Here is a 25813-nt window from a genome sequence, read left to right on the forward strand (position 1 = left end):
AGTTTAGCCGTCCATAACGAAATAAAGGCTGGGGGGCTTTTTCAGTTGAAAAAGCCCCCAGCCTTTATTTATATACTAGAGCTTCATCCGCGGGCGCCCTTGTGCATATGCTCAGGATCGGGAAGAGGCTTGTTGCCGGCGTAGAGGTGGGCATCAAGGCGACCGGCGAGGCGGGCTTCGGCCTCAAAACGGTTGTTAAAGTATCCTACCCGCGCCGATTCGACCAAGTACTTCCATAAGAACTTGGCAGGCCCGTGCTCCCGAAACTGGCGGATGTGGCACATCTCGTGGGCCACCCAATACGGGTCCTGCAAAAACTCGTCGCGAGTGGTCCCACTTAGGTGAATACTATTGCCCAAAACCATAGCCACACTCCGCGACTGCAGCACGATGCGAGCGATGCGAGCGAGAGGAGAGTTCTCAATAATTCGAGGCGGCTTCATGGGCAAGAATTTGGGCGGCGTAGTATACGCCAAACGTTGAGCTTTGAGTCATGGTTCAGCTATAATTTTACGCTTATAAATTTATACTATTAGAAGTTTATTCATCCAATTAGGAGGTAAAACTTGGATACCCAATTTTTTATGGCTTAGCTTTAACCTATAGGGCTGGTTATAATCGGTCGGTTATGCCCCCTAAACAACTGCTTTTTCACCCCTTTTTTCCTGGACAATCAGTCCACCCTTTTCGCTCATACGACCCACCTTTTCGCCGCTTGCGGCTACGCCCGAAAATCGATTTTGCTCCCCTACGACGGACAATGAAACATAGCCTTCTCTATTGCCTCGCCGCTGCCTCGCTGACCCTCTCCTTCTTCTACGAACGCACCCTCCCTACTGATACCAGTGCCGCTCCGGTTCCCATTTTAGCCGAAGCCTCCCTCTTCCCCTCCTGGACACCGGATATGCCGGTTCCGCCCGCCGACGATCATACCGCTGCTAGTTCACGCGATTCGCTGGCTTATAACTACTACGCCCAGACCCTCGGTCTGAAGCTTGATTTCGACGAGAATAAAGCGCTGCTGCGCACCGTCACCGACTGGCTCGGTACTCCTTATCGCTACGGCAGCAGTACCCGCCGCGGCACCGATTGCTCTGGCTTTGTGAGCCGCGTTTTTCAGGAAGTTTACGGCATTACCCTCCAACGCAGCTCGCGCTCCATGTTTCAGAGCGTAAAGCGCATCAGCAAGGCTGAGATGGAGGAAGGCGACTTGGTATTCTTCCGTCGCGGCCCCGGCCAGCCTATTTATCATGTTGGTATCTATCTGAAAGATGGCAAGTTTGCCCATTCAGCTACCAGCGGCGGCGTCATGATAAGTTCCTTACGCCAAGCGTATTACAATCGCAACTTCTACGCGGCTGGTCGCGTTGAAACCAATTAACTGGCCGCCAACCGCTTTCCCGACATCAAGCCCTGCTCTCCGGAACAGGGCTTTTTTTGTAGCCTACAGGGGAGCCGCCGCGCCAAAACCATTTTGAACGGTTGCAGTATAGAACAGGCGAGCACCAGCCCAACGCGGGCTGGAAGCATTGTACTCACAACTTCGTTTTCTTATGAATACTCCAAACCCCAAGGGCGAGAATATTGCCTCTTCTCCCCTCTTCAAAACCTTCCTTGGCAAGGCTGAAGAATACATAAAAAAGCCCCTCCGCATTAAGCAACTCCTGAATGATGCTTATCAGAAAGCCAGCGAGAAAAACGACTTAGGTACGCTGGCCCAAGAGGCTTGGGAAAGTTTACAGGTGCTGTTTCGGTTGGTGCGCACGTCCGTATCGGGCGAGTATACCGGCGTACCTACGCCTACTATCGTAGCGGCAGTAGCGGTGCTCATCTATTTCCTAAGCCCTATCGACCTGATTCCGGATTTTATTCCGGTTATTGGCTTGCTCGATGATGTGGCTCTACTGGCCTGGTTTACCACCAAGTTAAAGGAAGAAATGGACCACTTCGTAGCCTGGGAGCACTCTCGGCCAACTGTGGTTAACACCAGCAGTGCAATGGCTACCACGAATGGTCCGGTAGACAGCCCTTCCGGCGCTGCCGTATCCTTAACCTCCACGGATGGCACCACGTCCGAATCGGGTCCGAAGCCGCAAAATGCCCCCCAGACGTCGCCCGACCACACATTAGATCGGGGCGTGGAAGCGCCGGAGTCGGCAAAGCGTATGGGAACGGTTGACTTGAATCATCCGGCGGCTGGCTCTGGCCCCGCACAGTCCCGCACCGATTCGGGTATCTCTTCGCCCGATAGCAGCAATCCTAATCCTAGCCTGGCGGGCCCGAATGATACCACGCCCAAAACAGGTGTGCAGCCCCACGCCGACGACACCTATAACACCGACGGCAGCCGCACCCGCAACGATAGCTCCAATGATACGGGCGGAAACGTGCGCTAAACGCAGTATCCAGACACAAAAAAGCCCCCAGAATTCTGGGGGCTTTTTTGTGTCTGGATGAACTCTTTATCTATGCTACCTGCCGAACTTCGGGGGTGTGCGAGGCTACGTAGCTTACAAAATCACCCACCGTGCTCAAAGGCACTTCATCTGGGATGGTGATTTTGAAGCTGCGCTCGAGTTCAAGAATAATGTCTACTACATCAACCGTGTCGAACCCAAGCTCGCGGCTCAGGTTGCTGCCGATACGCAGGCGCGTGGGCTTGATGGCTTTACGCTTGCTGATGATGCGCAGCACTTGCTGCTCGATGGTAGAAGGGACAGAGGTAGAAGAGGAAATCATAAAAGGGGAAGTATACAGAAAGAAGACTGTAGACCTGAGAAGTGAGATTTAGTTTACCAGGGCGGCTACTCTAACGTCTCACTTCTCAGTTCTCGTGTCTGAAAGTTTAAGCTTCAGCTAAAACAGGTGGGCGAGTGGCGCGGATTTCTTCCGCGTCGGCGGGGGGCGTTACTGGGGCATCAGGATCGTTTCCGGTGATCTTGGCCCGGAGCCGTTCGTTGATCAAATACATAACAGGGACTACTACAAGGGTGATAATGGTTGCAAAGCTAAGACCGAAAATAATGGTCCAGGCTAGTGGTCCCCAGAACACCACTGACTCGCCTCCAATGAAGAAGTGTGGCTGGAAAGAGTTGAACATCTCATAGAAATCAATATTCAAGCCAATTGCAAGTGGGATAAGTCCTAGAATAGCCGCAGTGGCCGTCAAGATCACCGGATTCAGACGCGTCCGACCTGCCAACACAATGGCTTCTCGTAGCGGCATGCCCTGAGAACGAAGCATATCCGTGAATTCAACGAGCAGAATACCGTTTTTCACTACGATACCCGCTAAGGCAATAATTCCTACGCCGGTCATTACAATACTTACGTTCATGCCCGTAATAGCCAAGCCCAGCATTACCCCGATGATAGAGAAGATTACCTCCGTCAGGATGATGATCGGCTTGCTCACCGAGTTGAACTGCGTTACCAGAATAATGAAGATCAAGGCTAACGCACCTACCGCAGCTATGCCGAGGAAGTCGCTGGTCTCCTGCTGATCTTCCTGCGCACCACCCATGCTAATAGTATAGCCAGAGGGCGTTGGGAAAGCTTTCAGCGCCGTTTCAATCTCACGAACCACATCGGGGCCAGTGAAGCCATTCAGTACGTTCGAGGAGATGGTGATAACCCGCTTCACGTCTTTGCGCTTGATACCACCATAGGTAGTACCGTACTCCACACCAGCAACCGAGGAAATCGGTACTTGACGAATCTGGCCGGTCGCGTCACGGAAGGTCAGGGGCGAGTTCAAAATAGCGTTTACATCCTCGCGGTAAGGCTTAGCGTAGCGCACCTGAATCGGATAGTCGTCATCGGCTGTTTTGAACTTGCTGGCTTCGTAGCCATAGATGGCTGTGCGAACTTCAACCCCAATCTGAGCAGTGCTAATGCCTTCGCGGTTAGCCCGCACCCGGTCGATGTTGACGGCAATTTCGGGGTTACGGTCTTCTAGGTTAGAGCGCAGATCTTCGATACCGCCAATGTTGAGCGAGTCGATGTAGCGTTCTACCTTTTTGGAAAGCGCAGCCAACTGCTGGTAGTCGTCGCCGGCTACTTCAATGGCAATAGGCTTACCAGTGGGCGGTCCGCTAGCTTCCTGGTCAACCGAAATTTCGGCCCCCGGAATGCCTTTTACCACTTCCCGAATATCATCCATGTAGGTAGAGGTCTTGGGGCCAGTCCGCTCGCTTAGCTCCTTGAAAGCAACACCAATTTTCGCCAAGTGCGACTGCGAAACGCCCGTAGCCGTAGCTTCGCCGGGGTCGCCGGCACCAATGGCTACGTTGGAAATGACCGATTCTACGTCGGGGTTATTTTTGCCAATAACGCCATAAATACGCTTCTCTAGCTCCCGTGCTACCGAATCGGTCACCGCTACGCGCGTGCCGACTGGCATTTTCAGGTACGTGTAAATGAAGTTTGGATCTCCTTTGGGGAAGAAGTCCACCTTAGGACCACGAGCAGCAACCGCAAAGAAGGAACCTACAAAGAGAACCAACATAGTTACCATCACCAGAGCTGGATGACCAATAGCCCAGCTTACCAATCGCGCATAGCCGTTTTGGAAACGGGGCAACACTTTAGTCTGGAAACCAGCAATCATGTGCACAAACACGAACTTGTTCAGGAAGCACAGAATGATGACGGTAATCGTCAGGTTGCCTACGAAGGGCGAGCCCGCTACATAGCCAATCATTGCTACAAGGAGCAGCAAGCCCATCGCAATGAGGAAGTTCTTCGTCAGCTTGGGCTTTTCGCCGCTGTGATGATCCTCACGCTCCATGAAGGACACAGCAAACACCGGGTTCATAACGAAGGCCACAATGAGTGAAGCCATCAGCGTCAGGATGAGGGTAACAGGCAAGTAGAACATGAAGCTACCCACGATACCCGGCCAGAACATCAGCGGCACGAAAGGAGCTACGGTGGTCAAAGTACCCGCTAATACAGGCACGAATACCTCACCAGCTGCGTACTTAGCAGCTTGCTTCGTGGTCAACTCCGGATGCTCATGCAGCAAGCGGTGCGTGTTCTCGATAACCACGATAGCATCATCCACCACAATACCCAACGCGAGCAGGAAGGCGAACAGCACAATCATGTTCAGCGTGAAGTCGAAGGTAGGCAGCAAGATGAAGGCCAGGAACATGGAAAGCGGTACCGACAGACCTACGAACAAGGCGTTGGTAGTGCCCATGAAGAACATCAGAATCACTGTTACCAGCAGGAAGCCGATAATGATGGTGTTGATCAGGTCGTGCAGGGTTACGCGGGTGTCGTTAGAGGTATCACCCGTGATAGTGATTTCCAACTCCTTGGGCAAGGAACTCTTCGAGTCTTCAATGATCTGCTTGATCTTGTCAGACGCGTTGATCAGGTTTTCACCCTGGCGTTTTACCACGTTCAGCGTAACCGAAGGCTTACCGTCGAGGCGGGCGTAGCTTTCGCGGTCTTTAAAGGCATCTTCCACCGTAGCAATATCGCCGAGGCGCACGGCCGAGCCATTTAGGTTCTTGATCTGAATGTCGGCAATGTCGGACGCGCGAGCATATTGGCCAGCCACGCGCACGGCGCGCTTCTGGTTACCAACGTCGATGGAACCACCTGAAACGGTGATGTTTTCGCTGGCAATGGCACGCTCAATATCGGAGAAGCCTAGGCGCGAAGCCCGCAGCTTGTTAAGATCAACGTCTACGTTTACCTGTTGCTCCAAGGCACCCACAATATCAACCCGCGTGATTTCGGGTAGTGCCTCAATCTTATCCTGGAAGTCATCAGCGAACTTCTTCAACTGAATCACCGACAGGTTACCCGCCAAGTTGACGTTCATAATCGGCAACTCCGACAAGTTCACTTCCTGCACCGTGGGCGGCGTAGGCAAGTCGTTGGGCAGCTCGGAAGAAGCCTTGTCGACGGCGTCCTTGATGAGCTGCTTGGCATACTGCACATCTACATCGGAGCTAAACTCGACGTCTACGATGGCGTAGTCTTGGTTAGAAGTAGAGTTGATCTTCTTCACCCCGTTCACCGACTTGATTTCCTTCTCGAGCTGGCGCGTTACCAAGTTCTCGATGTCGGTGGGTGAGGTACCTGGGTAAATCGTGGCCACGATAATGCGCGGAATCACGATATCAGGAAAGTTTTCCTTGCCCAGCCGGATGTAGGTGAAGATACCCGCTACGCAGAGTAGCAGAGTAATAATATAAACGCTGGTCTTATTATCAATAGACCAACTGGTTGGCTTAAATTCTTTTTCGACGTCCTGCATGGTATAATCGTTTGTGCGGATATGGACGAACTACCTCTTCTCAGGGGAAAAGGGGGAACGATGGTTATCGTCTTTACAGACTAACAACCTGTCCTTCATTAATATTCTGATAGCCAGCGGAAATAACTTTGTCATCAGCCGCCAATCCTTTCGTTACTTCTACCTCGCCGTTGTAAGTGGCACCGGTCTGGATGACGCGCTTGCGGGCTACGGCCTGATTGCCTTTCTGCTCCACCACGTATACATAGCTATTCTGTTCGTCGCGCTGCACCAGGTCTACGGGTACTACCGTAGCGTTCTGGCGGGTGTAGTTCTCGATACGAACGGTGGCTACCATATTGGGGCGCAACTGTATGTTCGTCTTACTGTTGAGGCGAAGCTCAACCGTGAACGTGCGGCTGGTCGGGTTGATGGAGCTGCTCACCACGCGCACGGTAGCCGGGAACTCTTGGTTGCCCATATCCGGAATCGTGACGATGGCTTTGTCGCCGGCTTTAATACCGCCCGAGTAGCTTTCGGATACGTCGGCCAAAATTTTGCCCCCCGTACCGCTTACCAAGCGCACGATGGGTGTACCCGGCGCTACCACCTCACCCAGCTTCGGCAATACCTCATCAGCAGTGCCGGCGAATGGAGCCGTTACGTTGAACAGCTCACGCTGACGACCGAGTGTGCTCAGGTTGCGTTGCAGAGCGTCGTAGTTGTTTTTGGCTTGCAGAAACTGGATTTCAGTACCAATCTGCTGATCCCACAGACGCTTTTGCTTTTCATATACTACCCGAGCCAGATCTAAGCGAGTGCGCAGTTCGGCAATATTGGACTCGAGCACGCCCGCGTCAATAGTAGCGAGCACCTGCCCCTTGCGGACCCGGTCGCCACGCTGCACGCGCAGGCTGGTAAGCGAGCCACCCGAACGGGCCGACACAGTGGCATTCTGATCGAAGTCGACGCGACCTTGTACTTCTAAGTAGCTGCGAAAATCAGCGGGCTTTACGTTTAGTACTGATACAGGCACTGCCGTAGCAGCGGCACCTGTGGCAGTAGCACCAGAAGCACCGGCCGCAGGCACTGCCTTAGCTTCAAGGGCGGCAATCTTAGCCTGATTTTCGGCCTGCTCTTTTTTCAGCGCGGCCAACTCAGCCTGCGGGTCCTTCTGCCCGCAGGCAGCTAGCAGCGTTAGGGCAAGAATGGCGGGAGTGATGCTGTATTTCATGGAGGAGAAGCGGTTCACTAACTAACTGAAAGGATGAAAAAGGTGCGACTGGGGGGCATTTTTTGCGCATTAGTGGAGCAAAAAGCCCCCAGCCACCGCTATGTTTATTTATTGCTCTGATACAGTGTGCCAGCGGCCTTATCGAAATCGACCTTGGCTACCAGCGCGTCGTAGAGCGAAGTGTAGTAATTGGTTTGGGCCTGGCGCAAATCAGTTTCAGCCGTAATTACTTCCAGGTTAGAGCCTACGCCCTCCTGAAACTTGATTTTGGCTACCCGTGCTACTTCTGTGGCTAGCTCAAGGTTTGCCTTCTGGTTTGCCAACACGTCGAGCGTGTTTTGCAGGCTGGTTTCGCTCTGGCGACGCTCCAAGTCAATGCCTTGCTGCAGCGTAGTGAATCCTTTTTGCACTTGCTCCAGCGCGAGCTTGCCTTGCTGAATAGAGGCGCGCTTGCGGAAGCCATCGAACACGGGAATCTGCAAAGACAAGCCGTAGTTGCCAAAGCCAAACCAGTTCTGATTCAGGACTTGCCGCCCACTGGGCGTGGTAGTTCTGGAGTTAGGTCCGCGGAAATCCAGCAGCCCACCCAAGCGTGGATCAGAACCAATGAAACCGTAGTTAGCGGTGAGGTTGAGCGAAGGCAGATAGCCCGCCCGGCGGTTGCGCACATCAAGCGCGGCCAAGTCGCGCTGGGATTCCAGCACCTGATACTCGATGCGGCGGCTATAGTCGAACTCGTTGCCGGCACTTTGTAGGCGGTTACGCTCAGCTTCCACCACGGCCGCGTCGAGGCGGTCAGTAAGGTTCACCACTTGGCGCTGGTCGAGGCCCATTTGAAACTTAAGCAAGGCTACGCTTAGATCAATCAGGCGGGTAGCGTTCTGCTGCTCAATGCGCAGATTATTGAGTTGAACCTGCAAGCGCTGCACGTCTAGCTTTTCAACAAAGCCTTCCTTAAACGTCTGTTCCGTTTGGTAGAGCAGGGTATCGAGGCGCTGCACGTTGCGAGCGAGCAGTTGGAGTCGCTCACCAGCTACCAAGGTGCTGTAGTAGGCTTTTGATACCTGCTCCACCACCTCAACTTCCGTCTGCTGGGTTTGACGCACCGACAGCTTTTCGTATACTTTGGCTGCTTTCAGCCCCAGAAAAACGGAGGCGTTGAAGAGCGGCTGCGTGAGCTGCGCGGAGGCGTTGCCCTGGTAGCGCAAGCCAAACGCAAGCGGTTGAGGACCAGCAGATTCTACTTGTGTATAAGCAGGTTCCAACACCACGCTCTGACCGCTTTGCACGTTGCGCAGCTGATCAGGCGTGAGGGTAGTCCCATTGAGAGTGCCAGCCCCGCCAGCAAAGGCGCCAAAATCAACGAGTTGGCGCTGAAGCTTGAAGTTATCCGTCACGCCGCCCCCAATGTTGATTTGAGGCAAGCCGCTGGCCGTTACTTCATTCACCCGAGCCGAGGCAATCTGCTCATTGAGGCGCTGAGATTGGAGTGTCGACTTGTTTTGCAAGGCGTAGTCAATGGCCTGCTGTAAGCTCAGCGCCATGGGCGCGCTAGCAGCCGGCGACTGGCCCGTAGCAGGCGTTTGGGCGAGTAGTTGGTGCAGCCCCAGAAAGCTCAGCACCAAAGCGAGCATTAGAAGGCGAAGCGAGTTTTTCATAATAAGCAGGAAGCAGTAAGCGAATCGTTGTTCTTATTCTTGTTCCGTCACCTGACGGTATTCATTAATTAGCTTATGACCTCGGAGGGTGGCCGCCCCAATCATAAAGTGCTCGAGGCAAATGCTTTGTACCCGGCTTGGGTCAAACTGGCGGGGTGGGTAGAGGTCGGCGTTGAAGGCTAGTTCAATTTGCGCCAACCGAAGGCGGGAAATCACTTCTATATCGAGGTCGGCGCGGTAGAGGCCCTCAGTGATACCACGGCGCAGGTTATCGGTAATCATCTCGAGGATAAACTGGTTTTTGTGGTCGACCCACACTTGCCAGGCTTGCGGATGATATTTCTGGAGGTCGTAGAAGATGCTGGGATGAATGTTGGTCATGAGGTGCTTGCTCCACTCCATCATCTGAAACAACTCTTCCAGCGCATTGTCTGCCGTAGCTGCCATGCCGGCGCAGTCAGCTTCTTCGTGCGCCAGAAAATGAACCATCACGGCATGCACGATCTGATCTTTGTTCTCAAACCATTTGTACAACGTCTTTTTCGACATGGCCAAGTGCGTGGCAATGTCATCCATCGATACACTCTTGATGCCGTTGCGCATGAATAGCGCTTTAGCTGATTGTAAGATGCGGTCTTTGATTTCCATAATTCCGGTACAAAGATACGTAGGAAACTTTCAATGAATCCAAAGTTTCCATTAATTTTTCGAAATCTTTTGTCCGGCTATTTAGTAGCTAGGCAGACGCTGGGGGGCAAATCTTACTTTACACTTCGCCAACTTTATTTTTCGGGGCGCCAAATTTGCCCCCCACGCCCTCTTTTGAGGCTCCCTTTTTACTTTACCGTACCTTAGGCTCGTCATTCATTTCTCCGCTCCTATTTACTGCCTCCATGAAAATTCGTACCGGCTTCGGCTACGACGTACACCAACTCCGGGAGGGCCTCCCCTTCTGGCTCGGTGGCATTCAGGTGCCGCACACCCACGGCGCCCTGGGCCACTCCGATGCCGACGTGCTCATCCACGTCATCTGTGATGCGCTGCTGGGCGCAGCCAACCTACGCGACATTGGCTTTCACTTCCCCGACACCGATCCGCAGTACAAAGGCATCGACAGCAAGCGTTTACTGGCTGAGGTAGTGCGCCTGCTCCGTGCGCGCGGCTACACCATTAGCAACATCGACTCCACCATTTGCCTGGAAAAGCCGAAGGTCAATCCGCATATCCCGGAAATGCAGCGCGTGCTGGCCGAGGTGATGGGCATTGAGGCTGATGACATCTCTATAAAAGCCACTACCACCGAAAAGCTGGGCTTTGTGGGCCGCCAAGAGGGTGTGGCTGCTTATGCTTCCGTGCTTATTAGTAAAGCCGAAGGCTAGACTTTTCGGTGAAAGCAATTTTTTCGCGCTTCCTGCGTCATTCCCCTTCCTGATTCATTCACTTTTTCCACCCCATGCAGAAAAACACGTTCTACGTCCTGCTGTTGGCGGCCTGCTGCGCTACCTCCGCCGTAGCCCAGGATGCGCCCACCAAGCGTAAAGTCAAAGTAAAGCGCAAGCAGAAAACGGAGGCGCCAACCAAAGAAGGCGCTGAGCCCAACGTAAGCGCCGCCACGGCTGCCACCACCGATTGGGCTGCTACCTACGGCCCCACCATCACGCAAGCCGATTTGCGGCAGCACCTCACCATTCTGGCCTCCGACGCTTATGAAGGCCGCGAAACTGGGGAGAAAGGCCAGAAAATGGCCGCTGAGTACATCAGCAAGCAGTTTAAAGACTTAGGCCTGACTGGACCAGTGCAAGGCTCCGACAATCCATATCTTCAGCACTTTACCATGGTGCGCTCCACCTGGGCCGATGGCGCTACGCTGAAAGTAGGCGGCCAGACTTACAAGTGGCTGACCGATTTCTATGCGGCTGGTGCTTCGCCTTTCCAGCAGGAAACGGCTATTCAGCCGGTATTTGCCGGCTACGGCATTGAGCAGGATGGTTACTCTGACTACGCTAGCCTGGGCGATGTGAAGGGCAAAGACCTGATCATTCTCTTGGGCGAGCCCATGAACGCCCAGAAGCAGCCCGTACTCGGTAAAGATGGTTCTCCGAGCAAATGGGGCACCGACTACCGCGCCAAATCGGCTATGGCTACGCAAAAGGGTGCCCGCAGTGTTTTCTTTGTTGATACCGACCCGAACGGCAACTTCTCAAAGCTGGCCGCGCGCATGGCGCCGTACATCAGCCGACCCAGCATTAACTTTAAAGAAGCTCCTGCTTCAGCCAATCCGCGGGCAGCTACTTTCTTTGTTTCGCCGGCTGTGGGGGGCAAAATGCTAGGCACGACTGCCGCCGCGCTTACCCAATATCAAACGTCAGTAGGCAAAGCTGGCAAGCCCGTAGCCGCTACGTTTAAGCCAGCCAAGGTGAGCATCAACGCCGCCAAGAAGCTGGAAGACTTCACGACGGAAAATGTGTTGGGCTACCTGGAAGGCACCGATAAGAAGGACGAGTTGCTGGTAGTATCAGCGCACTACGACCACATTGGCATCGTTGATGGCGAAGTGAACAACGGCGCCGATGACGACGGCTCGGGCACTGTTTCGGTTATCGAAATGGCACAAGCCTTTACCCAAGCCAAGAAAGACGGCCACGGCCCGCGCCGCAGCATCCTGTTTCTGACCGTAACGGGCGAGGAAAAAGGTTTGCTGGGCTCAGAGTATTATACTGACCATCCGGTATTTCCGCTGGAGAAAACCATTGCTGACCTGAACATCGACATGGTGGGCCGCACCGATAAGGAGCACGAAGGCAAAGGCGACTACGTGTACGTTATTGGTTCGGACAAACTTTCGTCGGAGCTGCACGCCATCAACGAGGCGGCCAACAAGAAGTACACGAACATCGACATGGACTACCGCTTCAACGACCCGGAAGATCCGAACCGCTTCTACTACCGCTCCGACCACTATAACTTCGCCAAGCACAAGATTCCGGTGGCCTTCTACTTCAACGGCGTCCACGATGACTACCACGCCGCTGGCGACGAAGTAGAGAAAATTGAGTTTCCGAAGATGGAAAAGCGCGCTCAGCTAGTGTTTTACACTGCCTGGGAGCTAGCGAACCGCGACAATCGGATTGTTGTTGATTCGAGCAAACCATAAGTTTTTAGTTGGTGAAAAAGCCCCCGGAGTTTCTCTGGGGGCTTTTTTTGTGCTCGTTCAGCGTACTTGTTGCGCTTAACTGATCATATTCAAGAAACCATTTACTGCTTGAATAGCGGGCGTATGGCGTAACTTTAAGGTAGAATTCAGAGTTACCAGTCGCTTCTCCTGTTGGCTTCGGCCGACTGCCTTACCCTTTTGCCGCCATGACTAAAGTCATTCAATTTCTCGCCGATTCAGAGTCCAAAGCCTTTGATTTAGAGCACCGGCGCAAGATTCGCTTCAACATTGGCAAGTACAACGCGGCCGTGCAAACTGGCCTCACGTGGTACTACGACCACGAGTTGGCGCGGGAGCGGGCGTCGTACTTGAAGGCGAAGGTCATTAATAACCTCGACCAGTATTTGCTGGAGTTTGAGCGCAACTTCACCGAGCGGGGCGGCAAGGTTATTTGGGCGCAGAATGCGGAAGAAGCCTTGTATGAGATTGGCAAAATCATGGCTCGCCGCCACGCCCGTACGGTGGTGAAAGCCAAGAGCATGACCACCGAAGAGATTCACCTGAACAAGTTTCTGGAGAAAAACGGCATTGAGTCGGTGGAAACAGACCTGGGCGAGTACATCGTGCAGCTCAACGGCGAACGGCCCTACCACATCGTGACGCCAGCCATGCACCTGAGCAAAGCCGACATTGCTGCCATCTTCGTCAAGCACCTCGGCATTGAGCACACCGATGACGCCCAGAAACTGGTACTCACCGCCCGCCATTTGCTGCGCGATAAGTACACCTCGGCCGAAGTAGGCATCACGGGGGGCAATTTTCTGATTGCTGATACTGGCGCCGTGGCCGTAACTGAGAATGAGGGTAACGCCCGCTTGTCGGCCACGTTTCCGCGCACGCACATTGCCATTGTGGGCATTGAGAAGGTGATTCCGACCATGCAGGACCTGAATCTGTTTTGGCCCCTGCTCAGCACCAGCGGCACGGGCCAGCAAGTAACGGTGTACAACACCATCTACACCGGTCCGCGCCAGCCGCTGGAAAAAGACGGCCCCGATGAGATGTTCGTGGTCTTACTGGATAACGGCCGCACCAACCTGCTGGCCCAGCCCGACAAGCGCGAAGCGCTGCACTGCATCCGGTGCGGCGCCTGCCTGAACGTGTGCCCAGTATACAAAAATATCGGTGGCCACACCTACGAGGCTACGTATTCCGGCCCCATCGGCTCCGTGATTACGCCTCACTTATCGGGCATGGCGGAGAATAAACACTTGAGCTACGCATCCAGCTTGTGTGGAGCCTGCTCGTCGGTGTGTCCGGTGAAGATTAACATTCACAATATTCTGCTCAAAAATCGGCAGCAGAGCGTAGCCGAAGGCCACACGGACAAAGAAGAGCGTATTGCTATTCAACTGTGGATGCGCACTATGAAAAGTCGGCGCCTGCTGAACTTACTGCCTGCCAAAGCTAAAAACTGGGTGCTGATGCGTATGCTGAGTCAGGTGGGCTGGAACAAGCGTCGCGACGCGCTGGAGGTGGCCCCGAAGTCATTTAACAAAATGTGGAAGGAGCGAAAATAGGCTTTCTTCGCGCTGACTGGCAATCTTTTATCGTTAAAACCAACCCTCGGAGCTGAACTAGAGTAGAGAAGCGGCATACCCGTGCGCTATTCTTAGTTCTTATGCTCGATTTGTTACTGCGAGTTCTGGCTTTTGCAGCCGGAGCTGCCTTGGTTATTTATACCGTAATGGGAGCCATTCGCTCCTTCGTATTGCCGCGCAACGACTTGGTAATCACCAACAAGTGGACTTACCTAATTATTCGGCGCCTGTTTAGCAGCCTTACTTCGCTGTTTAACACCTTCGCCCAGCGCGACCGCATAATGGCTATGTACGCTCCTACCAGCCTGATTATGTTGGAGATAAGCTGGCTTCTGATGGTGGCCGTGGGCTACACAGGTATTTATTGGGGAATTGGCGAAGGCTCGTTAATTGAGTGCTTTAAAATCAGCAATAGTGCCTTGCTTACCTTGGGTTCTGATGATGCTAAATCCATAGCGGGCAGCATTTTAACCTACTCCGAAGCAACCTTTGGGCTGCTGTTGCTTACCCTACTCATCTCCTATTTGCCAACTATCTACCAAGCCTATTCGCGGCGCGAGCTAGTGGTAGCTCGCCTGGAGCGCCGGGCTGGCACACCAATGTCGGCCCCCGTTCTGCTGATCTGGCTTAATCGTACGGGCTCCCTGCTCGACGACGGACCACAGTGGGAAGCCTGGGAAGAATGGTTTGTAGAGTTGGAGGAGAACCACACCTCGCTCCCCGTATTAGTTTATTTCCGCTCGCCCCAGTCGGGCCGCTCGTGGATAACGGCGATGGGCACGCTCCTCGACGCGGCCGCCCTCATCATGAGCACCGTCGATCAGCGCCGCGACCCGAAGATCGAACTATGCTTTAAAGCCGGCTGCGTTGCGCTCAACCGGGTATCGCGCTACTTTCAGGAGCGTATTCGCTCGACACCGGAAAAGTATGGCGGGGAAAATGATCCTATGAAAGACCCGCAACGTGACGAGTTTATGCGGACTTATGACCTTCTGGCCGAAACCAGCATTCCACTGGTGTCGGATAAAGAAGCAGCGTGGGAAAAGTATCATCTGCTGCGTAGGCATTACTCGCACGCGGTGGAGTATCTGGCTAAGCTTACGATGGCACCGGACCTAAAACCGATTACGCCCCAGGCCGATGACACCAAAGAAGCTGACAAGTGAACTATGCGGCGTAAAAAAGCCCCCCGGAAACTTCTGGGGGGCTTTTTTATTCATAAAAATTAACTCAATAATTGTTTTCCTCGTCGGGCAAAATGTTGATGTCTTGCACCAATACCCGCTGCTCTATTTCGCGGCCACGGGGCGTGTTGGCAAGGCCACCCAAAGCGGTTTCCTTATAGCGGGTTTCCATGCTCTGCCCTACTTCCCCCAGCGCCATCACGCATTGATCGACGGGAATAACTGGGTTGACGCCGGCAATGGCAATTTGAGCGGAGGAGAAAGCAATAGCTGCCGCTGAGGCATTGCGCACTACGCACGGCACTTCCACTAGGCCCGCCACCGGGTCGCAGATGAGGCCCAGCATACACTGAATAGTAATGGCTACGGCCGCGAAGGTTTGCTCCACGTCGCCTCCTAGGCAGTAAACAATAGCGCCGGCGCCCATAGCTGCCGCGCTGCCGGTTTCGGCTTGGCAGCCGCCCACAGCTCCGGCCAGTGAAGCATTCTGCTCGATAATGAGCGCAATGCCGGCCGCCACCAGCAAGCCTTCATGAATTTTATGATCGTCGAGTTTATGCAAATCCTGAAGCGTGACCAGCACGCCAGGCAGAATACCAGAGGCTCCAGCTGTGGGCGCGGCTACTACCCGGCCCATGCAGGAATTCACTTCCTTTGCTCCCAACGCTCTAGTAATAAGCTGCTTAAACTCAGGCGACAGCACCGTAACCGGCGAGGCCGCAATCTTCTTGGCACCGTTGTTTACCATACCTGAGCGGGAAGTCATATCCTCGGTGAGGCCGGTATGCACGGCTTCGCGCATCACGTCATAGGCCCGCTGCACGCCCGTCCAGATTTCCTCTTCGGTGCGGCCTTTCTGCTCGATCTCGTAGGCTAATACGGGCTGATACAGCGCCTCACCGGTACGGGTGCAATGCGCTTCCCAGCTAGCAAAATCATTGAATAATAAGGACATGGTGGGTGGGAGCAAAAGTGGGTGGAAACTCTTTATTTCAACGCGAAACAGAAGAGAGGGGTGCAAAAATCGCGATAATTTCGGCAGTAGCCGTGCCGTCTGCTGCACAAAAAAGCAGCTACCTGATCAAGATAGCTGCTTTTACACTTGGGCTGAATAAAGAGGAATGCCTCTACTGCTTTGCCTACGCTTTTTGCGGCTCTTGTACCAGTTGAACGGAGGCCGAATTGATGCATAAACGCAAGCCACTGGGGGGCGGACCGTCGGGGAACACGTGGCCCTGGTGGGCGTCGCATACGTTGCACAGCACTTCCACGCGGGTCATGCCATAGCTGGTGTCCTTCTTGTACTTGATGGCATTTTCTTGCACCGGCTGGGTAAAGCTCGGCCAGCCCGTACCCGATTCAAACTTAGTGCGCGAGTCGTAGAGCGGGGTGCCGCAGCATACGCAAGCATATAAGCCAGCTTCATGGGCTTCGCAGTATTCGCCACTAAAAGCGCGCTCCGTACCATGCTCGCGCGTGACGTGGTATTGCTCGGGGTAAGTTGGGCCTTCCACTCGGCATCGGTTTTCACCACGCGGCGCTCGGGGGCATATTTCCATTATTGGCAAGGCGAATGACGTCGTTCCAGGTTTGCATAGTCTTGCGGTTGGGTCAGGTTAGATAAGAGTAACGATAGCAAAACGCAACAACTGATCAAGAAGTTTGCAGGCCCATCCCATTCAAGCCAAACTACTTATCAAGCTTTGGGGGCTAATTCTTGATAGTCCAAGTTTGACTATTTCCCCCTTTGCCTTTAGCTACTAATGTGAATTCTCCCTTGTTCAGAGATAATGACTTATTGTCCTGTGGCCCCTGAAACTCCACAATATCCACCGGGATGGCTTGGGCCAGGTTTTCGGAGGTAGCATAGGCCAGTATCAAACAAGGATAGCCCACACGAATGGGTTCGACAACGGGCACGGGCTTATAGGCCGCGCTGAAGACCCATTTTGGCCGACCAGCCCGGTATTTAGTGCGTGGGTGATAAACATTTACATCAACCGACATTGTATGGTTGGCTTGGGCAAACGGCTTTTTGTCCTGAGCATTCAGGAATACAGAACTGTTGGTTGCCTTCACCAGGCGATACACGGCTTCCTCCCCGCCAATGGTACCCGCTTCCGTAAGGGCCGTCTGGTCGATGGTGAAAGGATTAATGCCAGTTAGTGCCCGGAGGAGAGTGGCCATTGCCGGCTGCCCAACCATTCCATCTGGCCCTTCATTTACGTGGCTGAAGCCGCAGTGAACGACAATTTTCGCTTCAGGATCGGCTTGCAGAATACGCTGAATATTGTGTGCCTGCGCGGTTTCTCGAGATTTTATCTGTGCCTCCATTGGGCCGCTATGGTCGGCACCGTAATCATAGGGTACCATTGTATAACCGCTCTGAGTGGCAGTGCGCAATACCCGTCCAAACTGTGGCTCCTTGGTATAATAGCCAGTTTCGGTTATCGGGTAGCCACGCTCATTCAGCAACGAATCACGCTCACTGAGTCCCTCAACCGCCAAATACCGAAACCCTAGCTTAGCTAAGTCGGGAAGCAGCGAAGCAGTGAACGCTCGATGTAGAGGATTGTGATGAGCCTCATTAATGATAATAATTCGTTCGGTGCGAGCCCGCGCCAGGATATAGCTCAACGCATCCACTGGCTGTAGGGCAACGAAGTCTAGGCTATCAGAAGCTGATAAACGACGCGGCGGGCCAGCTACACCGTCCCAAGCCAGCAAGGCCGCCTGATATTCACCAATGTAAGCGTATTCCCAAGCGGCAAATTGATTGGCACCTGGTTTTCCACTCTTTATCTCTTCCTTAATGGTAGAAGAAAACTTATAACTGATGCTATCAGGCGGCAGTGTACGCAGCTTACCCTCAGCCTTTAAGGTAAAAAAGGCTATTGCGCTTGCTACAAGCAACAAAAAGCATAGGACGAGTACATATTTTTTCATGTAGTTCAATTACTCTATACACGTAAGGACCCAAGCTTATAACATTCATTTTCTACTGTAAGATTAGCGTATGATTTATGGATCAACAAACAGGAAATCAGACCGCAGCGCAACGCACTGCCGATTTTCACGCTACACCCTCTCATGAAGATTCTTACCGCCGCCCAAACCCGCGCCGCCGACCAGGCTACCATTCAAGCTGAAGGCATCAGCTCTGAAGCTCTCATGGAGCGAGCTGCTACCATATTCACCGATTGGCTCACCGCGCGGCAGTCGCCCCAGGAAGCGGGTGAAATACTCATCCTCTGTGGCCCCGGCAACAACGGCGGCGACGGGTTGGTGGTAGCCCGCCGGTTATACGGCCGCGACTATAAGGTAAGGGTTGCCGTGCTGCCTTCTGAAAAGCAGTCGGCCGATTTTCAGAAGAATTTCCAAAAATTGCCCCCCGAGGTAATAGCTACTGAGCTATCAGCTACAGATTTGCCCCCCATCCCGGCGGGCACCCTCGTAATTGACGCGCTGTTTGGCACTGGTCTGACGCGGCCTCTGGAAGGCTTGGCAGCCACCGTCGTGCAGCACCTGAACGCCGCCCAGGCACGCGTAGTCGCCGTGGATATTCCGTCCGGGCTGTTGTCCGATGCGCCCCAACCCGCTGAAAGCGCCATCGTGCGGGCCCGCCACACGGTCAGCTTTGAGTTGCCGAAGCTGGCGTTCATGCTGCCTCACAATGCGGCATATGTTGGCCAATGGCATGTGCTACCTATCGATTTGGACCAGACGTTCATTGAGGAAACCGAAACCAAGCTTCACTTTCTTGACGCCAACTTAGTAGCCGGACGGCTTCAAAAGCGGGCACGCTTTGCGCATAAAGGCACGTATGGCCACGCCTTGTTGCTAGCGGGCAGCAAGGGCAAGATAGGTGCCGCCGTACTAGCCGCCCAGGCTTGCCTGCGGAGCGGCGTGGGTCTGCTTACCGTGCGCGTTCCGTCTGTAGGCTACAATGTGTTGCAAACGGCGGTGCCGGAGGCCATGTGCCTCACCGACCCTTCTGCCGATTTCCTATCTGAGCTACCCGATCTTGCGCCTTACTCTAGTATCGGAATCGGGCCCGGCCTGGGCAAAGAAAAAGCCCCCCAGCAGGTGTTGGCGCAACTTCTGCGCGAAGCGAAAGTACCGCTCGTGCTGGACGCCGATGCCTTGAATATATTGGCCGAAAACCGGGAGTTGTTGGCCGCACTTCCCGCTGATTCGCTGCTCACGCCTCACCCCAAGGAATTTGAACGCCTCGCCGGACCGGCCCGCGACGATTATCATCGGCTCGATTTGCTACGCGAATTTTGCCAACAGCATAGCTGCTATACCGTTCTGAAGGGCGCGAACACGTGCCTGGGCACGCCCGATGGCACTCTTTATTTCAACAGCACCGGCAACCCTGGCATGGCTACGGGCGGTTCCGGCGACGTGCTCACGGGCATTCTTACGGCATTGCGGGCCCAGCCGCTCTCCCCCCTCGACGCCGCCTTGGTCGGCATCTACGCGCATGGCCGCGCCGGCGATTTAGCAGCCCAATCAACCGGTGAAGCAGGCTTAATAGCGGGCGATATCACACGTTTCATCGGACCAGCTTTGGCGGAATTAACGACCAAAGAGCCGTTTTGAGGGTGTTAGTTGATTTGGCGCTAAAAGCAGTTCAGGATACCCAGTATACTGCTAGAAACTGCACCAACATGACCCCATCGGCCAACACCGCGAAGTAGTAATCGGGGCGCATTTCATCTGCGTACCATACGATTACTGCGGCCAAGGCAATTGGGATGGTAAGCACTAGCAAATAAAGCGGCGTGACGCCCTGAGGGATGAGGACGCCCGCGACGGCTAAAGCTAGTAAGGCTAATAGTTTGGTGGCCTTTACTCCAAAAAGCCCCGGAAACGTGTGGGTGCCGCTCAACAGGTCTTTGGTATAGTCGCGGATATCAAATACGAAAGCCAACGCCAGAATAAAGAAAAAGCGGCGTGCGAAAAGCACGAGTACTACGGGCGCGGTCAAGGTTTTGTGCAGGTAAAGAGCCGGAATCCAGACGGTGACGGCCGCCCAGACATAAGCAATCAGGAACACTTTGAGCAGCGGCAAATCGCGCAGGGCTCGCCACCGGCCACGAATACGCACGACGGGCAATGAATACAGTAGTGATATAGCGGCCAGATGAGCCAGAAAACCAATCATGGGTTTCCAACCATCCAGCCAAAAAAGCCCCCAGCAACCACTAATGCGGCTAAGGCCAACATAAACAGCTCACGGCGGTGCTGAATCATCCAGAGCTTGCGGCCCGACAGCACCAGCTGTTGGCGGTGCTTATAGGGCAGCACACTATCGATATTGTACAGGAATAGCGTGGCGGCAAAAATCATTATTCCCAGCCTAGCCGGAATATGCACGCGCCAGAATAGGAATGTAGCCCAGGTAAGCCCCGCCGCCGCCGCCGATACTAGCATGCTACTATACAGCACAGCATCGGTCCACCGCTTCAGGCCCGCAAAGGCAGAAACAGGAGCCGGCGATTTTTCGATACTATCGTGCATGGCAGCGGGTAGGCAAGCGGGGGCAAAAAGGGCAACGCGCAGCTCCAAAGATACAGTTCCGCTATTTGCCCGTTTCGGCGTAGCTCGCATCTACCGGCTTTGATTCGGGCGAGCCTTTCTGACGCAGAAAGATGGATAAGACTACAATGGAAACAATGGACAGGAACTCGCTCTGCCAGTTTTGTAGCGATTCAAACCAAAACCGGGAGGTTTGCATATACCCCCACACGCTTACCTGAGCTTCGCCTTCATGTACCTGCTCAATGTTGTATACTTCTGCTCCACCCAAAGCATGCAGGTACAATGCGCCCAGAAATAGCAGGAAAAAGGTTAAGCTAAGTGAGTTTTGATACAGCTTCAATACCCAGCCACCGCGCTTTACAGCGCTTGGCGCATCCTTCTTATTGGGGTCAGGATCTTGGTCAACTTCTTCTTCCTCGTATAGCTTTTTGGATTCGGAAGAGCCTCGCTGCCGCAACCAGACGGTGAGCAGCACATAGAGGCCCATTTGCAGAAACTCGCTTTCCCAGTTCTCAAACGTGGCTTCTATAAAGTGGCCCGATTGAAAATATTGCCCCAACGAAAGTGGCGCGAGCTGCATCTGCTTCAGTTCATCGTTGTAATCATGCCACCCCGTAAAGAACTGACCCACAAGCGTAAGCACGACTAAAGTAGTTACGACAAGCGAAAGGCTGTTCTCGTAGAGCCAGCGCCATACGGGTGATGCAGGTGGGTGGGTAGGCATACACCGCCTTACGACAGAGCCCCAAAAAGATAAGCGGTCTGCCAGTGAATCACCAGCAGACCGCTTTAAAGCACAGAAATATCCTTTTTACAACTCAACGCCTGCCGGGCGAGGCTTCACGGGCGGCGTCGCGCCACCTAGGGGAAACGTATCGTTGTAGAGCTTAATGCTGTCGGCGATGATGCGGTAAGCATCTTCGCGGCCCATGAAGCGCTCTACCGACACTTGCTTGTTTTCCAAGGCTTTATAGTCCTCAAAGAACCGGCGCATCTCGCGCAAGGTATGGGGGGGCAAATCGGCGATGTCATTGAAGTGGTTCACCGAAATATCGTTGGCGGCTACGGCAATAATCTTGTCGTCCTCCTCATTCTGGTCAATCATCTGCATCACGCCAATGACTTTAGCCTCAATGATACACATGGGCACCACATCAACGGAGCAGATAACCAGGATATCGAGGGGGTCTTTATCGTCGCAGTAGGTTTGAGGAATAAAGCCGTAAGCGGCAGGATAATGCACTGCTGAGAATAGCACGCGGTCCAGTTTGAGCAGGCCGCTGGCCTTATCCAACTCGTATTTGCCTTTCGAACCCTTCGGGATTTCGATGATGCCATTTACAACGTTCGGAGCGTTATCACCGCGCTCTACATCGTGCCAGGGGTTAAAGTGAGTCATTATTGTGAAAGAGAAAGTAAAATCTTGAAATCAGAAGTAAAACTCAGCCACCGCTACGTGCGCGAGTTTGAAATAGGCAAAAGATTATCAGGCCGCAGGTGCGTACGGATTAGCTGGCGTGAAGATGCCGTGAGATGATAAAAAGCTGCGTGTATCTAATTAATCCAGCCTCTAATTAAAGCTAACGCAATACCTCTACCAACGGCTTTCCCGTGCAGCCATCCGGTTCCTGAATGTGGAGCCAGCTGGCAATTGTGGGTGCAATATCGGTAATAGCAGCCGGAGCGCGCGATTCGCCGTGGCGCACGTGCCAGCCCCAGAACACTAACGGCACATGGGTATCGTAGTTGCCCGATGAGCCGTGGGTGGTGCCCCGATTTACCGGATAAGCATACGATTCCAACCAGCCGGGCTCCAGCACGACCAGCACGTCGCCGCTGCGCTTGGGGAAAAAACCGTTTTCTAAGAACATCAGCATACCGCTTTCCCAGTGTGACTTCTGCAAATCGTCGGAGGTAATGGCACGCGTCACGCCCGCAAACCTCAACACAATATCAGCTACCTCGTCCTGAAACTGCCGTAAGTTTTGTTTGCGCTCAGCAATAAGCGGACGGTTGAGATATACCTGTTGATTATCGTAAGCCAACACCCAGTTACCGGCCCCATGTCGGCGCACCAGTTCGCGCTGCACCGAGTCACGCATGATGCGCGGCCCCACCGAGCCCGCCGGGATGCGGTGGCTGCGCAGAAAGTCGGGCGAGTGTGCCGCGCCATGGTCAGCCGACAGGAAAATCAGGGCGTTGCCCTTGCCAACTGTTTTATCCAAATAATCGAGCAACCGTTTTATTTCCAAGTCCAGCCGCAGATAGGTGTCTTCCGCCTCAATGGAATTAGGCCCAAACTGGTGCCCCACGTAATCAGTCGAGGAAAAGCTCAGAGCCAGAAAATCGGTTATGCCCCGCTGGCCCAGTTTCTCTGCCCGAATTGCTTCCATGGCAAAATCAAGGGACAAGGTGTTGCCAAATGGCGTGGAGCGAATCAGGTCGAGGTTACGAGCCGACGCTAAGGGGGCTTTTCGCCAGCGGTTTGCAATGTGGTCTTCGTCTGTGTGGTCGGAGCAGCACTTAGCGTAGGCAAGTCATGCGGAAATACCGGCTTGGCTTCTCCTCTGAACGGTCCTTCCCAAGGCACATCATCGGCGGTGCTCTCCGTGTACTGCCCGATGGGCAGTAACGTAGTCCAGGACTTGTCTAGGTATTGAGCCGGCAGATTTCGTTCGTTAAACTTAGTCACCCACTCAGGCAAGCTGGTTTGGTAAAAGGTACTGGTAATAAAGGCGCCATTGACCCCATCGTACCAATACGCACCGGTAGCGGAATGACCAGCTGGCAGAATGGAGCCCCGATCCTTCATGGAGACCCCAATTACTTTCGCCTGAAAATTGGTGGCTAGCCGCAGCTCGTCGGTGATGGTGCTGGTAAGCATATGGCGCGGCGACTGTTGCCCCGCCTCCGCTGTTCCGCCCACCGACTGCACCGTCTTGTCCTCGGTTACATACGTGGCGCGCCCCGCCTCCCGTACAAACCAATTGTTGCCCACAATACCGTGAACGGAGGGCGTAGTGCCTGTATAAATGCTGGCGTGGCCCGGTCCAGTGTAGGTAGGCACGTAGTTGTAATGCGTGTTCTCGTAGCTGAATCCTTCGCCAAGCAGCCGTCTAAAGCCTCCTGTTCCATATTTATCCCAATAGCGATAGAGGTAATCGTAGCGCATTTGGTCGACCACAATGCCCACCACCAGCTTCGGGCGGTCAAGGGACTTTCCCTTTTTCTGGGCAAAAGTCGGCGCTGCCAAGACGGCGGCTAGCAACAGGAATAGGCTCTTTTTCAAAACAGTAGCGTGTGTAACCGCCTGGCTTCTTGCGGTTGGCGACAAAAGCCAGCGTTTGCGGCCGCAAAGATAGCCGCCCGCGTCCGTAATCTTTGACCTCACAGCCGAAATAGCCCGCTTGCCGTAAACTGGCAGATTACCGTTTTATTAAATCAATGCCTTCCTGCATGGCCACCGCTTCCGACTATGCCCTCATCTTTGATATGGATGGGGTTTTAATTGATAATACTGCTTACCAAGCTCGCGCCTTTCAGCTCCTATTTCGCGAACATGACTTGACAACCAATGCACGCCGGCTGCTGGAGCGCCTAAATGGTATGCCAGCCACCAATATTTTGAAAACTGTTTTTCGGCATACGGTACCCGAAAAAGACCTCAAGAAATACGCTGACCAACGCGAGTTTCTGTACCGGGTACTCTATTGGAATAAGCGTCGCGAGGCAGCTGGCCTCACCGACTTCCTGACGGCCGCGCGGGCCGCAGGTTTCAAAATAGGCCTCGGCACAGCTTCGCCGCCCGAAACGATTGAATACATCATCGACCATCTACACCTCCGCCACTTGTTCGATACCATTACGGGCAAGGCCGATGTAGAGCGGGGCAAGCCCCATGCCGACACGTTCACCGTTGCCGCCAAGCAGCTCAAGGTAGCGCCGGAACGGTGTATTGTATTTGAAGATGCCGTACTGGGTGAGCAATCAGCCTACAAGGCGGGCATGCGTTGCGTTTGCCTTAGCACGAGCGTGAAAGCGAGCAAGTTTCAAAACCCCATGAAAGTCATTAAGGACTTCACCGAAATTACCCCCCAGGATGTGCTGGATCTTGTAGAGCAGTTCCCTAGTGCACCGAAGCCTGATAAGCAATTGGCACAACGTCAGTATGCAAAACTTTAGGACCACATCTTCCATAAAAAAGCCCCCAGAATGTTTCTGGGGGCTTTTTTATGGAAGTAAATTTTTCTAGCGACTCGCAGCTAGTGCTTCTGCACCACCCACAATTTCAAGAATCTCAGTGGTAATTGCCGCCTGACGCGTACGGTTGTACGTGAGTTTCAGGGACTTCAACAACTCACCAGCGTTTTCAGTAGCCTTATCCATGGCCGTCATACGGGCACCGTGCTCTGAGGCGTTGCTTTCCAGCACAGCCTTATATAGCTGCACCTTCAACGACTGCGGAATAAGGGTTTGCACGATTTCCTCTTTCGAGGGCTCAAAAATGTAGTCAACATTCGCAGTAGGCGTTGCCGTAACGGGTGCCTCAACGGCTACGAGAGGCAACAACTGCTCCGCGCGTACTATTTGCGTCGCTACGTTTTTGAACTCGTTGTACACCATAGTTACCTCGTCGAACTGACCGGAACGGAAACCTTCCATTGCTTCCTCAGCCGCCACGCGCACCGTATCGAATGACAAAGAGCCAAAAACGTGGTTGTAATTGCCCAGCATCGGTAGACGGCGACGCACGAAATATTCGTGAGCACGCTTACCAATAGCCAATACGGTTACGTTGCCAGCCGCCGCCTGAGTGCTATAACGGCTTGCTAACAGTTGATTTACGCCTTTAAAAATGTTGCTATTGAAGGCACCCGCCAAGCCACGGTCAGAAGTAATAGCTATGACAAGCACACGACGCACTTCGCGCTGCGCGCTGTATTCGCTTTCTACTCCGCTTTCGGCTGAGCTAGTCAGATTGCTCAGAATGCTGTTTAGCCGCTGGGCGTACGGGCGCATGCGCAGGATGTTATCCTGTGCGCGGCGCAGCTTCGCCGCCGCCACCATTTTCATGGCTTTGGTGATTTGCTGCGTGCTCTGCACCGATATGATGCGGCTGCGAACTTCTTTTAAACTAGCCATTCTAGATTATCAACTTGTTGAACACCTGATAACTGAATGA

General features: G+C 53.6%; 23 protein-coding genes and 1 pseudogene. 8 read left to right on the plus strand and 16 right to left on the minus strand.

The features are described 5' to 3' along the window. Positions 1–83 precede the first annotated feature (83 nt). The gene (locus tag EPD59_RS19640) at positions 84–443 is read right to left on the minus strand and encodes a hypothetical protein (RefSeq protein WP_133274259.1); all 360 of its coding nucleotides are present in this window, start codon (positions 441–443) and stop codon (positions 84–86) included. 317 nt (positions 444–760) lie between these two features. On the opposite strand from EPD59_RS19640, the gene EPD59_RS19645 reads away from it, so the two are divergent. Together EPD59_RS19645 and EPD59_RS24240 are read left to right on the plus strand one after the other, a co-directional pair. After that, positions 761–1381: a C40 family peptidase gene (locus EPD59_RS19645; RefSeq protein ID WP_133274260.1), complete on the plus strand. Its 621-nt coding sequence runs from the start codon at positions 761–763 to the stop codon at positions 1379–1381. 172 nt (positions 1382–1553) lie between these two features. Then, on the plus strand, positions 1554–2396 hold the full coding sequence (locus tag EPD59_RS24240; RefSeq protein WP_394347208.1) for a DUF1232 domain-containing protein: 843 nt from the start codon (positions 1554–1556) through the stop codon (positions 2394–2396). Positions 2397–2466: 70 nt separating this feature from the next. Here EPD59_RS24240 and EPD59_RS19655 read toward each other — a convergent pair whose 3' ends face one another. The 5 genes from EPD59_RS19655 to EPD59_RS19675 all read right to left on the minus strand — a co-directional run bounded on the left by EPD59_RS19655 (position 2467) and on the right by EPD59_RS19675 (position 9793). Further along, positions 2467–2739 carry an acyl carrier protein gene (locus EPD59_RS19655; RefSeq protein ID WP_133274261.1) on the minus strand — a complete coding sequence of 91 codons (273 nt, stop codon included), beginning with the start codon at positions 2737–2739 and terminating at the stop codon, positions 2467–2469. Positions 2740–2845: 106 nt separating this feature from the next. Beyond that, complete coding sequence (locus tag EPD59_RS19660; protein WP_133274262.1) at positions 2846–6274, minus strand: efflux RND transporter permease subunit; 3429 nt, start codon at positions 6272–6274, stop codon at positions 2846–2848. A gap of 73 nt (positions 6275–6347) precedes the next feature. Continuing rightward, positions 6348–7487, minus strand: a complete 1140-nt coding sequence (locus tag EPD59_RS19665) for an efflux RND transporter periplasmic adaptor subunit (protein ID WP_133274263.1) — start codon at positions 7485–7487, stop codon at positions 6348–6350. 104 nt (positions 7488–7591) lie between these two features. Further along, on the minus strand, positions 7592–9145 hold the full coding sequence (locus EPD59_RS19670; RefSeq protein ID WP_133274264.1) for a TolC family protein: 1554 nt from the start codon (positions 9143–9145) through the stop codon (positions 7592–7594). Positions 9146–9178: 33 nt separating this feature from the next. Beyond that, the gene (locus EPD59_RS19675; protein ID WP_133274265.1) at positions 9179–9793 is read right to left on the minus strand and encodes a TetR/AcrR family transcriptional regulator; all 615 of its coding nucleotides are present in this window, start codon (positions 9791–9793) and stop codon (positions 9179–9181) included. Positions 9794–10038: 245 nt separating this feature from the next. Between EPD59_RS19675 and ispF the strand changes: the two genes are divergently transcribed. The 4 genes from ispF (at position 10039) to EPD59_RS19695 (ending at position 15066) form a co-directional block, all read left to right on the plus strand. Continuing rightward, the gene (gene ispF, locus EPD59_RS19680; RefSeq protein ID WP_133274266.1) at positions 10039–10524 is read left to right on the plus strand and encodes a 2-C-methyl-D-erythritol 2,4-cyclodiphosphate synthase; all 486 of its coding nucleotides are present in this window, start codon (positions 10039–10041) and stop codon (positions 10522–10524) included. A gap of 74 nt (positions 10525–10598) precedes the next feature. Continuing rightward, positions 10599–12299, plus strand: a complete 1701-nt coding sequence (locus EPD59_RS19685) for a M28 family peptidase (RefSeq protein WP_133274267.1) — start codon at positions 10599–10601, stop codon at positions 12297–12299. 206 nt (positions 12300–12505) lie between these two features. After that, positions 12506–13879, plus strand: coding sequence for a LutB/LldF family L-lactate oxidation iron-sulfur protein (locus EPD59_RS19690; protein ID WP_133274268.1), 1374 nt, complete (start codon positions 12506–12508; stop codon positions 13877–13879). 101 nt (positions 13880–13980) lie between these two features. Next, positions 13981–15066, plus strand: coding sequence for a hypothetical protein (locus EPD59_RS19695; protein WP_133274269.1), 1086 nt, complete (start codon positions 13981–13983; stop codon positions 15064–15066). Positions 15067–15130: 64 nt separating this feature from the next. Here the strand turns inward: EPD59_RS19695 and sdaAA are convergent, their stop codons facing one another. From sdaAA to EPD59_RS19710, 3 genes and pseudogenes are all read right to left on the minus strand, one after another. Next, positions 15131–16039: an L-serine ammonia-lyase, iron-sulfur-dependent, subunit alpha gene (sdaAA, locus tag EPD59_RS19700; RefSeq protein ID WP_133274270.1), complete on the minus strand. Its 909-nt coding sequence runs from the start codon at positions 16037–16039 to the stop codon at positions 15131–15133. Positions 16040–16223: 184 nt separating this feature from the next. After that, positions 16224–16680 (minus strand): annotated as a pseudogene (gene msrB / locus EPD59_RS19705) (peptide-methionine (R)-S-oxide reductase MsrB). Between the two features lie 114 nt (positions 16681–16794). After that, positions 16795–18030, minus strand: coding sequence for a hypothetical protein (locus EPD59_RS19710; RefSeq protein ID WP_133274271.1), 1236 nt, complete (start codon positions 18028–18030; stop codon positions 16795–16797). A 144-nt stretch (positions 18031–18174) separates the two neighbouring features. On the opposite strand from EPD59_RS19710, the gene EPD59_RS19715 reads away from it, so the two are divergent. Beyond that, positions 18175–19689, plus strand: coding sequence for an NAD(P)H-hydrate dehydratase (locus EPD59_RS19715; protein WP_133274272.1), 1515 nt, complete (start codon positions 18175–18177; stop codon positions 19687–19689). 31 nt (positions 19690–19720) lie between these two features. Here the strand turns inward: EPD59_RS19715 and EPD59_RS19720 are convergent, their stop codons facing one another. The 6 genes from EPD59_RS19720 to EPD59_RS23350 all read right to left on the minus strand — a co-directional run bounded on the left by EPD59_RS19720 (position 19721) and on the right by EPD59_RS23350 (position 23920). Further along, entirely contained in the window at positions 19721–20254 is a 534-nt protein-coding gene (locus EPD59_RS19720) for a UbiA prenyltransferase family protein (RefSeq protein ID WP_133274273.1), read from the minus strand. Beyond that, entirely contained in the window at positions 20251–20658 is a 408-nt protein-coding gene (locus tag EPD59_RS19725) for a hypothetical protein (RefSeq protein ID WP_133274274.1), read from the minus strand. Before EPD59_RS19725 ends, EPD59_RS19720 begins: the two co-directional genes overlap by 4 nt. Before the next feature lie 13 nt (positions 20659–20671). Beyond that, entirely contained in the window at positions 20672–21355 is a 684-nt protein-coding gene (locus tag EPD59_RS19730; RefSeq protein WP_133274275.1) for a DUF6766 family protein, read from the minus strand. Between the two features lie 87 nt (positions 21356–21442). Further along, positions 21443–22030 carry an inorganic diphosphatase gene (locus tag EPD59_RS19735; protein ID WP_133274276.1) on the minus strand — a complete coding sequence of 196 codons (588 nt, stop codon included), beginning with the start codon at positions 22028–22030 and terminating at the stop codon, positions 21443–21445. A 181-nt stretch (positions 22031–22211) separates the two neighbouring features. Beyond that, positions 22212–23042 (minus strand): alkaline phosphatase family protein, encoded by an 831-nt coding sequence (locus EPD59_RS23345; RefSeq protein ID WP_262712914.1) that lies wholly within the window; start codon positions 23040–23042, stop codon positions 22212–22214. A 50-nt stretch (positions 23043–23092) separates the two neighbouring features. Next, complete coding sequence (locus EPD59_RS23350) at positions 23093–23920, minus strand: alkaline phosphatase family protein (protein ID WP_262712915.1); 828 nt, start codon at positions 23918–23920, stop codon at positions 23093–23095. 167 nt (positions 23921–24087) lie between these two features. Here EPD59_RS23350 and EPD59_RS19745 point away from each other — a divergent pair, with 167 nt between their 5' ends. Then, entirely contained in the window at positions 24088–24813 is a 726-nt protein-coding gene (locus EPD59_RS19745; RefSeq protein WP_165963672.1) for an HAD family hydrolase, read from the plus strand. A gap of 66 nt (positions 24814–24879) precedes the next feature. Here the strand turns inward: EPD59_RS19745 and atpG are convergent, their stop codons facing one another. Then, positions 24880–25773: an ATP synthase F1 subunit gamma gene (gene atpG, locus EPD59_RS19750; protein WP_133274278.1), complete on the minus strand. Its 894-nt coding sequence runs from the start codon at positions 25771–25773 to the stop codon at positions 24880–24882. Positions 25774–25813 lie beyond the last annotated feature (40 nt).

It is taken from the genome of Hymenobacter radiodurans (assembly GCF_004355185.1).
In the GTDB taxonomy this organism is placed as follows: domain Bacteria; phylum Bacteroidota; class Bacteroidia; order Cytophagales; family Hymenobacteraceae; genus Hymenobacter; species Hymenobacter radiodurans.

Bases quoted from the DNA above. Each gene is read 5' to 3' on its own strand.
- EPD59_RS19655 (WP_133274261.1), bottom strand. From the start codon at position 2,739: ATGATTTCCTCTTCTACCTCTGTCCCTTCTACCATCGAGCAGCAAGTG.
- EPD59_RS19695 (WP_133274269.1), top strand. From the start codon at position 13,981: ATGCTCGATTTGTTACTGCGAGTTCTGGCTTTTGCAGCCGGAGCTGCC.
- EPD59_RS19715 (WP_133274272.1), top strand. From the start codon at position 18,175: ATGAAGATTCTTACCGCCGCCCAAACCCGCGCCGCCGACCAGGCTACC.
- EPD59_RS19670 (WP_133274264.1), bottom strand. From the start codon at position 9,145: ATGAAAAACTCGCTTCGCCTTCTAATGCTCGCTTTGGTGCTGAGCTTT.
- EPD59_RS19685 (WP_133274267.1), top strand. From the start codon at position 10,599: ATGCAGAAAAACACGTTCTACGTCCTGCTGTTGGCGGCCTGCTGCGCT.
- EPD59_RS19745 (WP_165963672.1), top strand. From the start codon at position 24,088: ATGGCCACCGCTTCCGACTATGCCCTCATCTTTGATATGGATGGGGTT.
- EPD59_RS19660 (WP_133274262.1), bottom strand. From the start codon at position 6,274: ATGCAGGACGTCGAAAAAGAATTTAAGCCAACCAGTTGGTCTATTGAT.
- EPD59_RS19640 (WP_133274259.1), bottom strand. From the start codon at position 443: ATGAAGCCGCCTCGAATTATTGAGAACTCTCCTCTCGCTCGCATCGCT.
- EPD59_RS19690 (WP_133274268.1), top strand. From the start codon at position 12,506: ATGACTAAAGTCATTCAATTTCTCGCCGATTCAGAGTCCAAAGCCTTT.
- EPD59_RS19675 (WP_133274265.1), bottom strand. From the start codon at position 9,793: ATGGAAATCAAAGACCGCATCTTACAATCAGCTAAAGCGCTATTCATG.
- ispF (WP_133274266.1), top strand. From the start codon at position 10,039: ATGAAAATTCGTACCGGCTTCGGCTACGACGTACACCAACTCCGGGAG.
- atpG (WP_133274278.1), bottom strand. From the start codon at position 25,773: ATGGCTAGTTTAAAAGAAGTTCGCAGCCGCATCATATCGGTGCAGAGC.
- EPD59_RS19710 (WP_133274271.1), bottom strand. From the start codon at position 18,030: ATGAAAAAATATGTACTCGTCCTATGCTTTTTGTTGCTTGTAGCAAGC.
- sdaAA (WP_133274270.1), bottom strand. From the start codon at position 16,039: ATGTCCTTATTATTCAATGATTTTGCTAGCTGGGAAGCGCATTGCACC.
- EPD59_RS19735 (WP_133274276.1), bottom strand. From the start codon at position 22,030: ATGACTCACTTTAACCCCTGGCACGATGTAGAGCGCGGTGATAACGCT.
- EPD59_RS24240 (WP_394347208.1), top strand. From the start codon at position 1,554: ATGAATACTCCAAACCCCAAGGGCGAGAATATTGCCTCTTCTCCCCTC.
- EPD59_RS19645 (WP_133274260.1), top strand. From the start codon at position 761: ATGAAACATAGCCTTCTCTATTGCCTCGCCGCTGCCTCGCTGACCCTC.
- EPD59_RS19720 (WP_133274273.1), bottom strand. From the start codon at position 20,254: ATGATTGGTTTTCTGGCTCATCTGGCCGCTATATCACTACTGTATTCA.
- EPD59_RS19665 (WP_133274263.1), bottom strand. From the start codon at position 7,487: ATGAAATACAGCATCACTCCCGCCATTCTTGCCCTAACGCTGCTAGCT.
- EPD59_RS19730 (WP_133274275.1), bottom strand. From the start codon at position 21,355: ATGCCTACCCACCCACCTGCATCACCCGTATGGCGCTGGCTCTACGAG.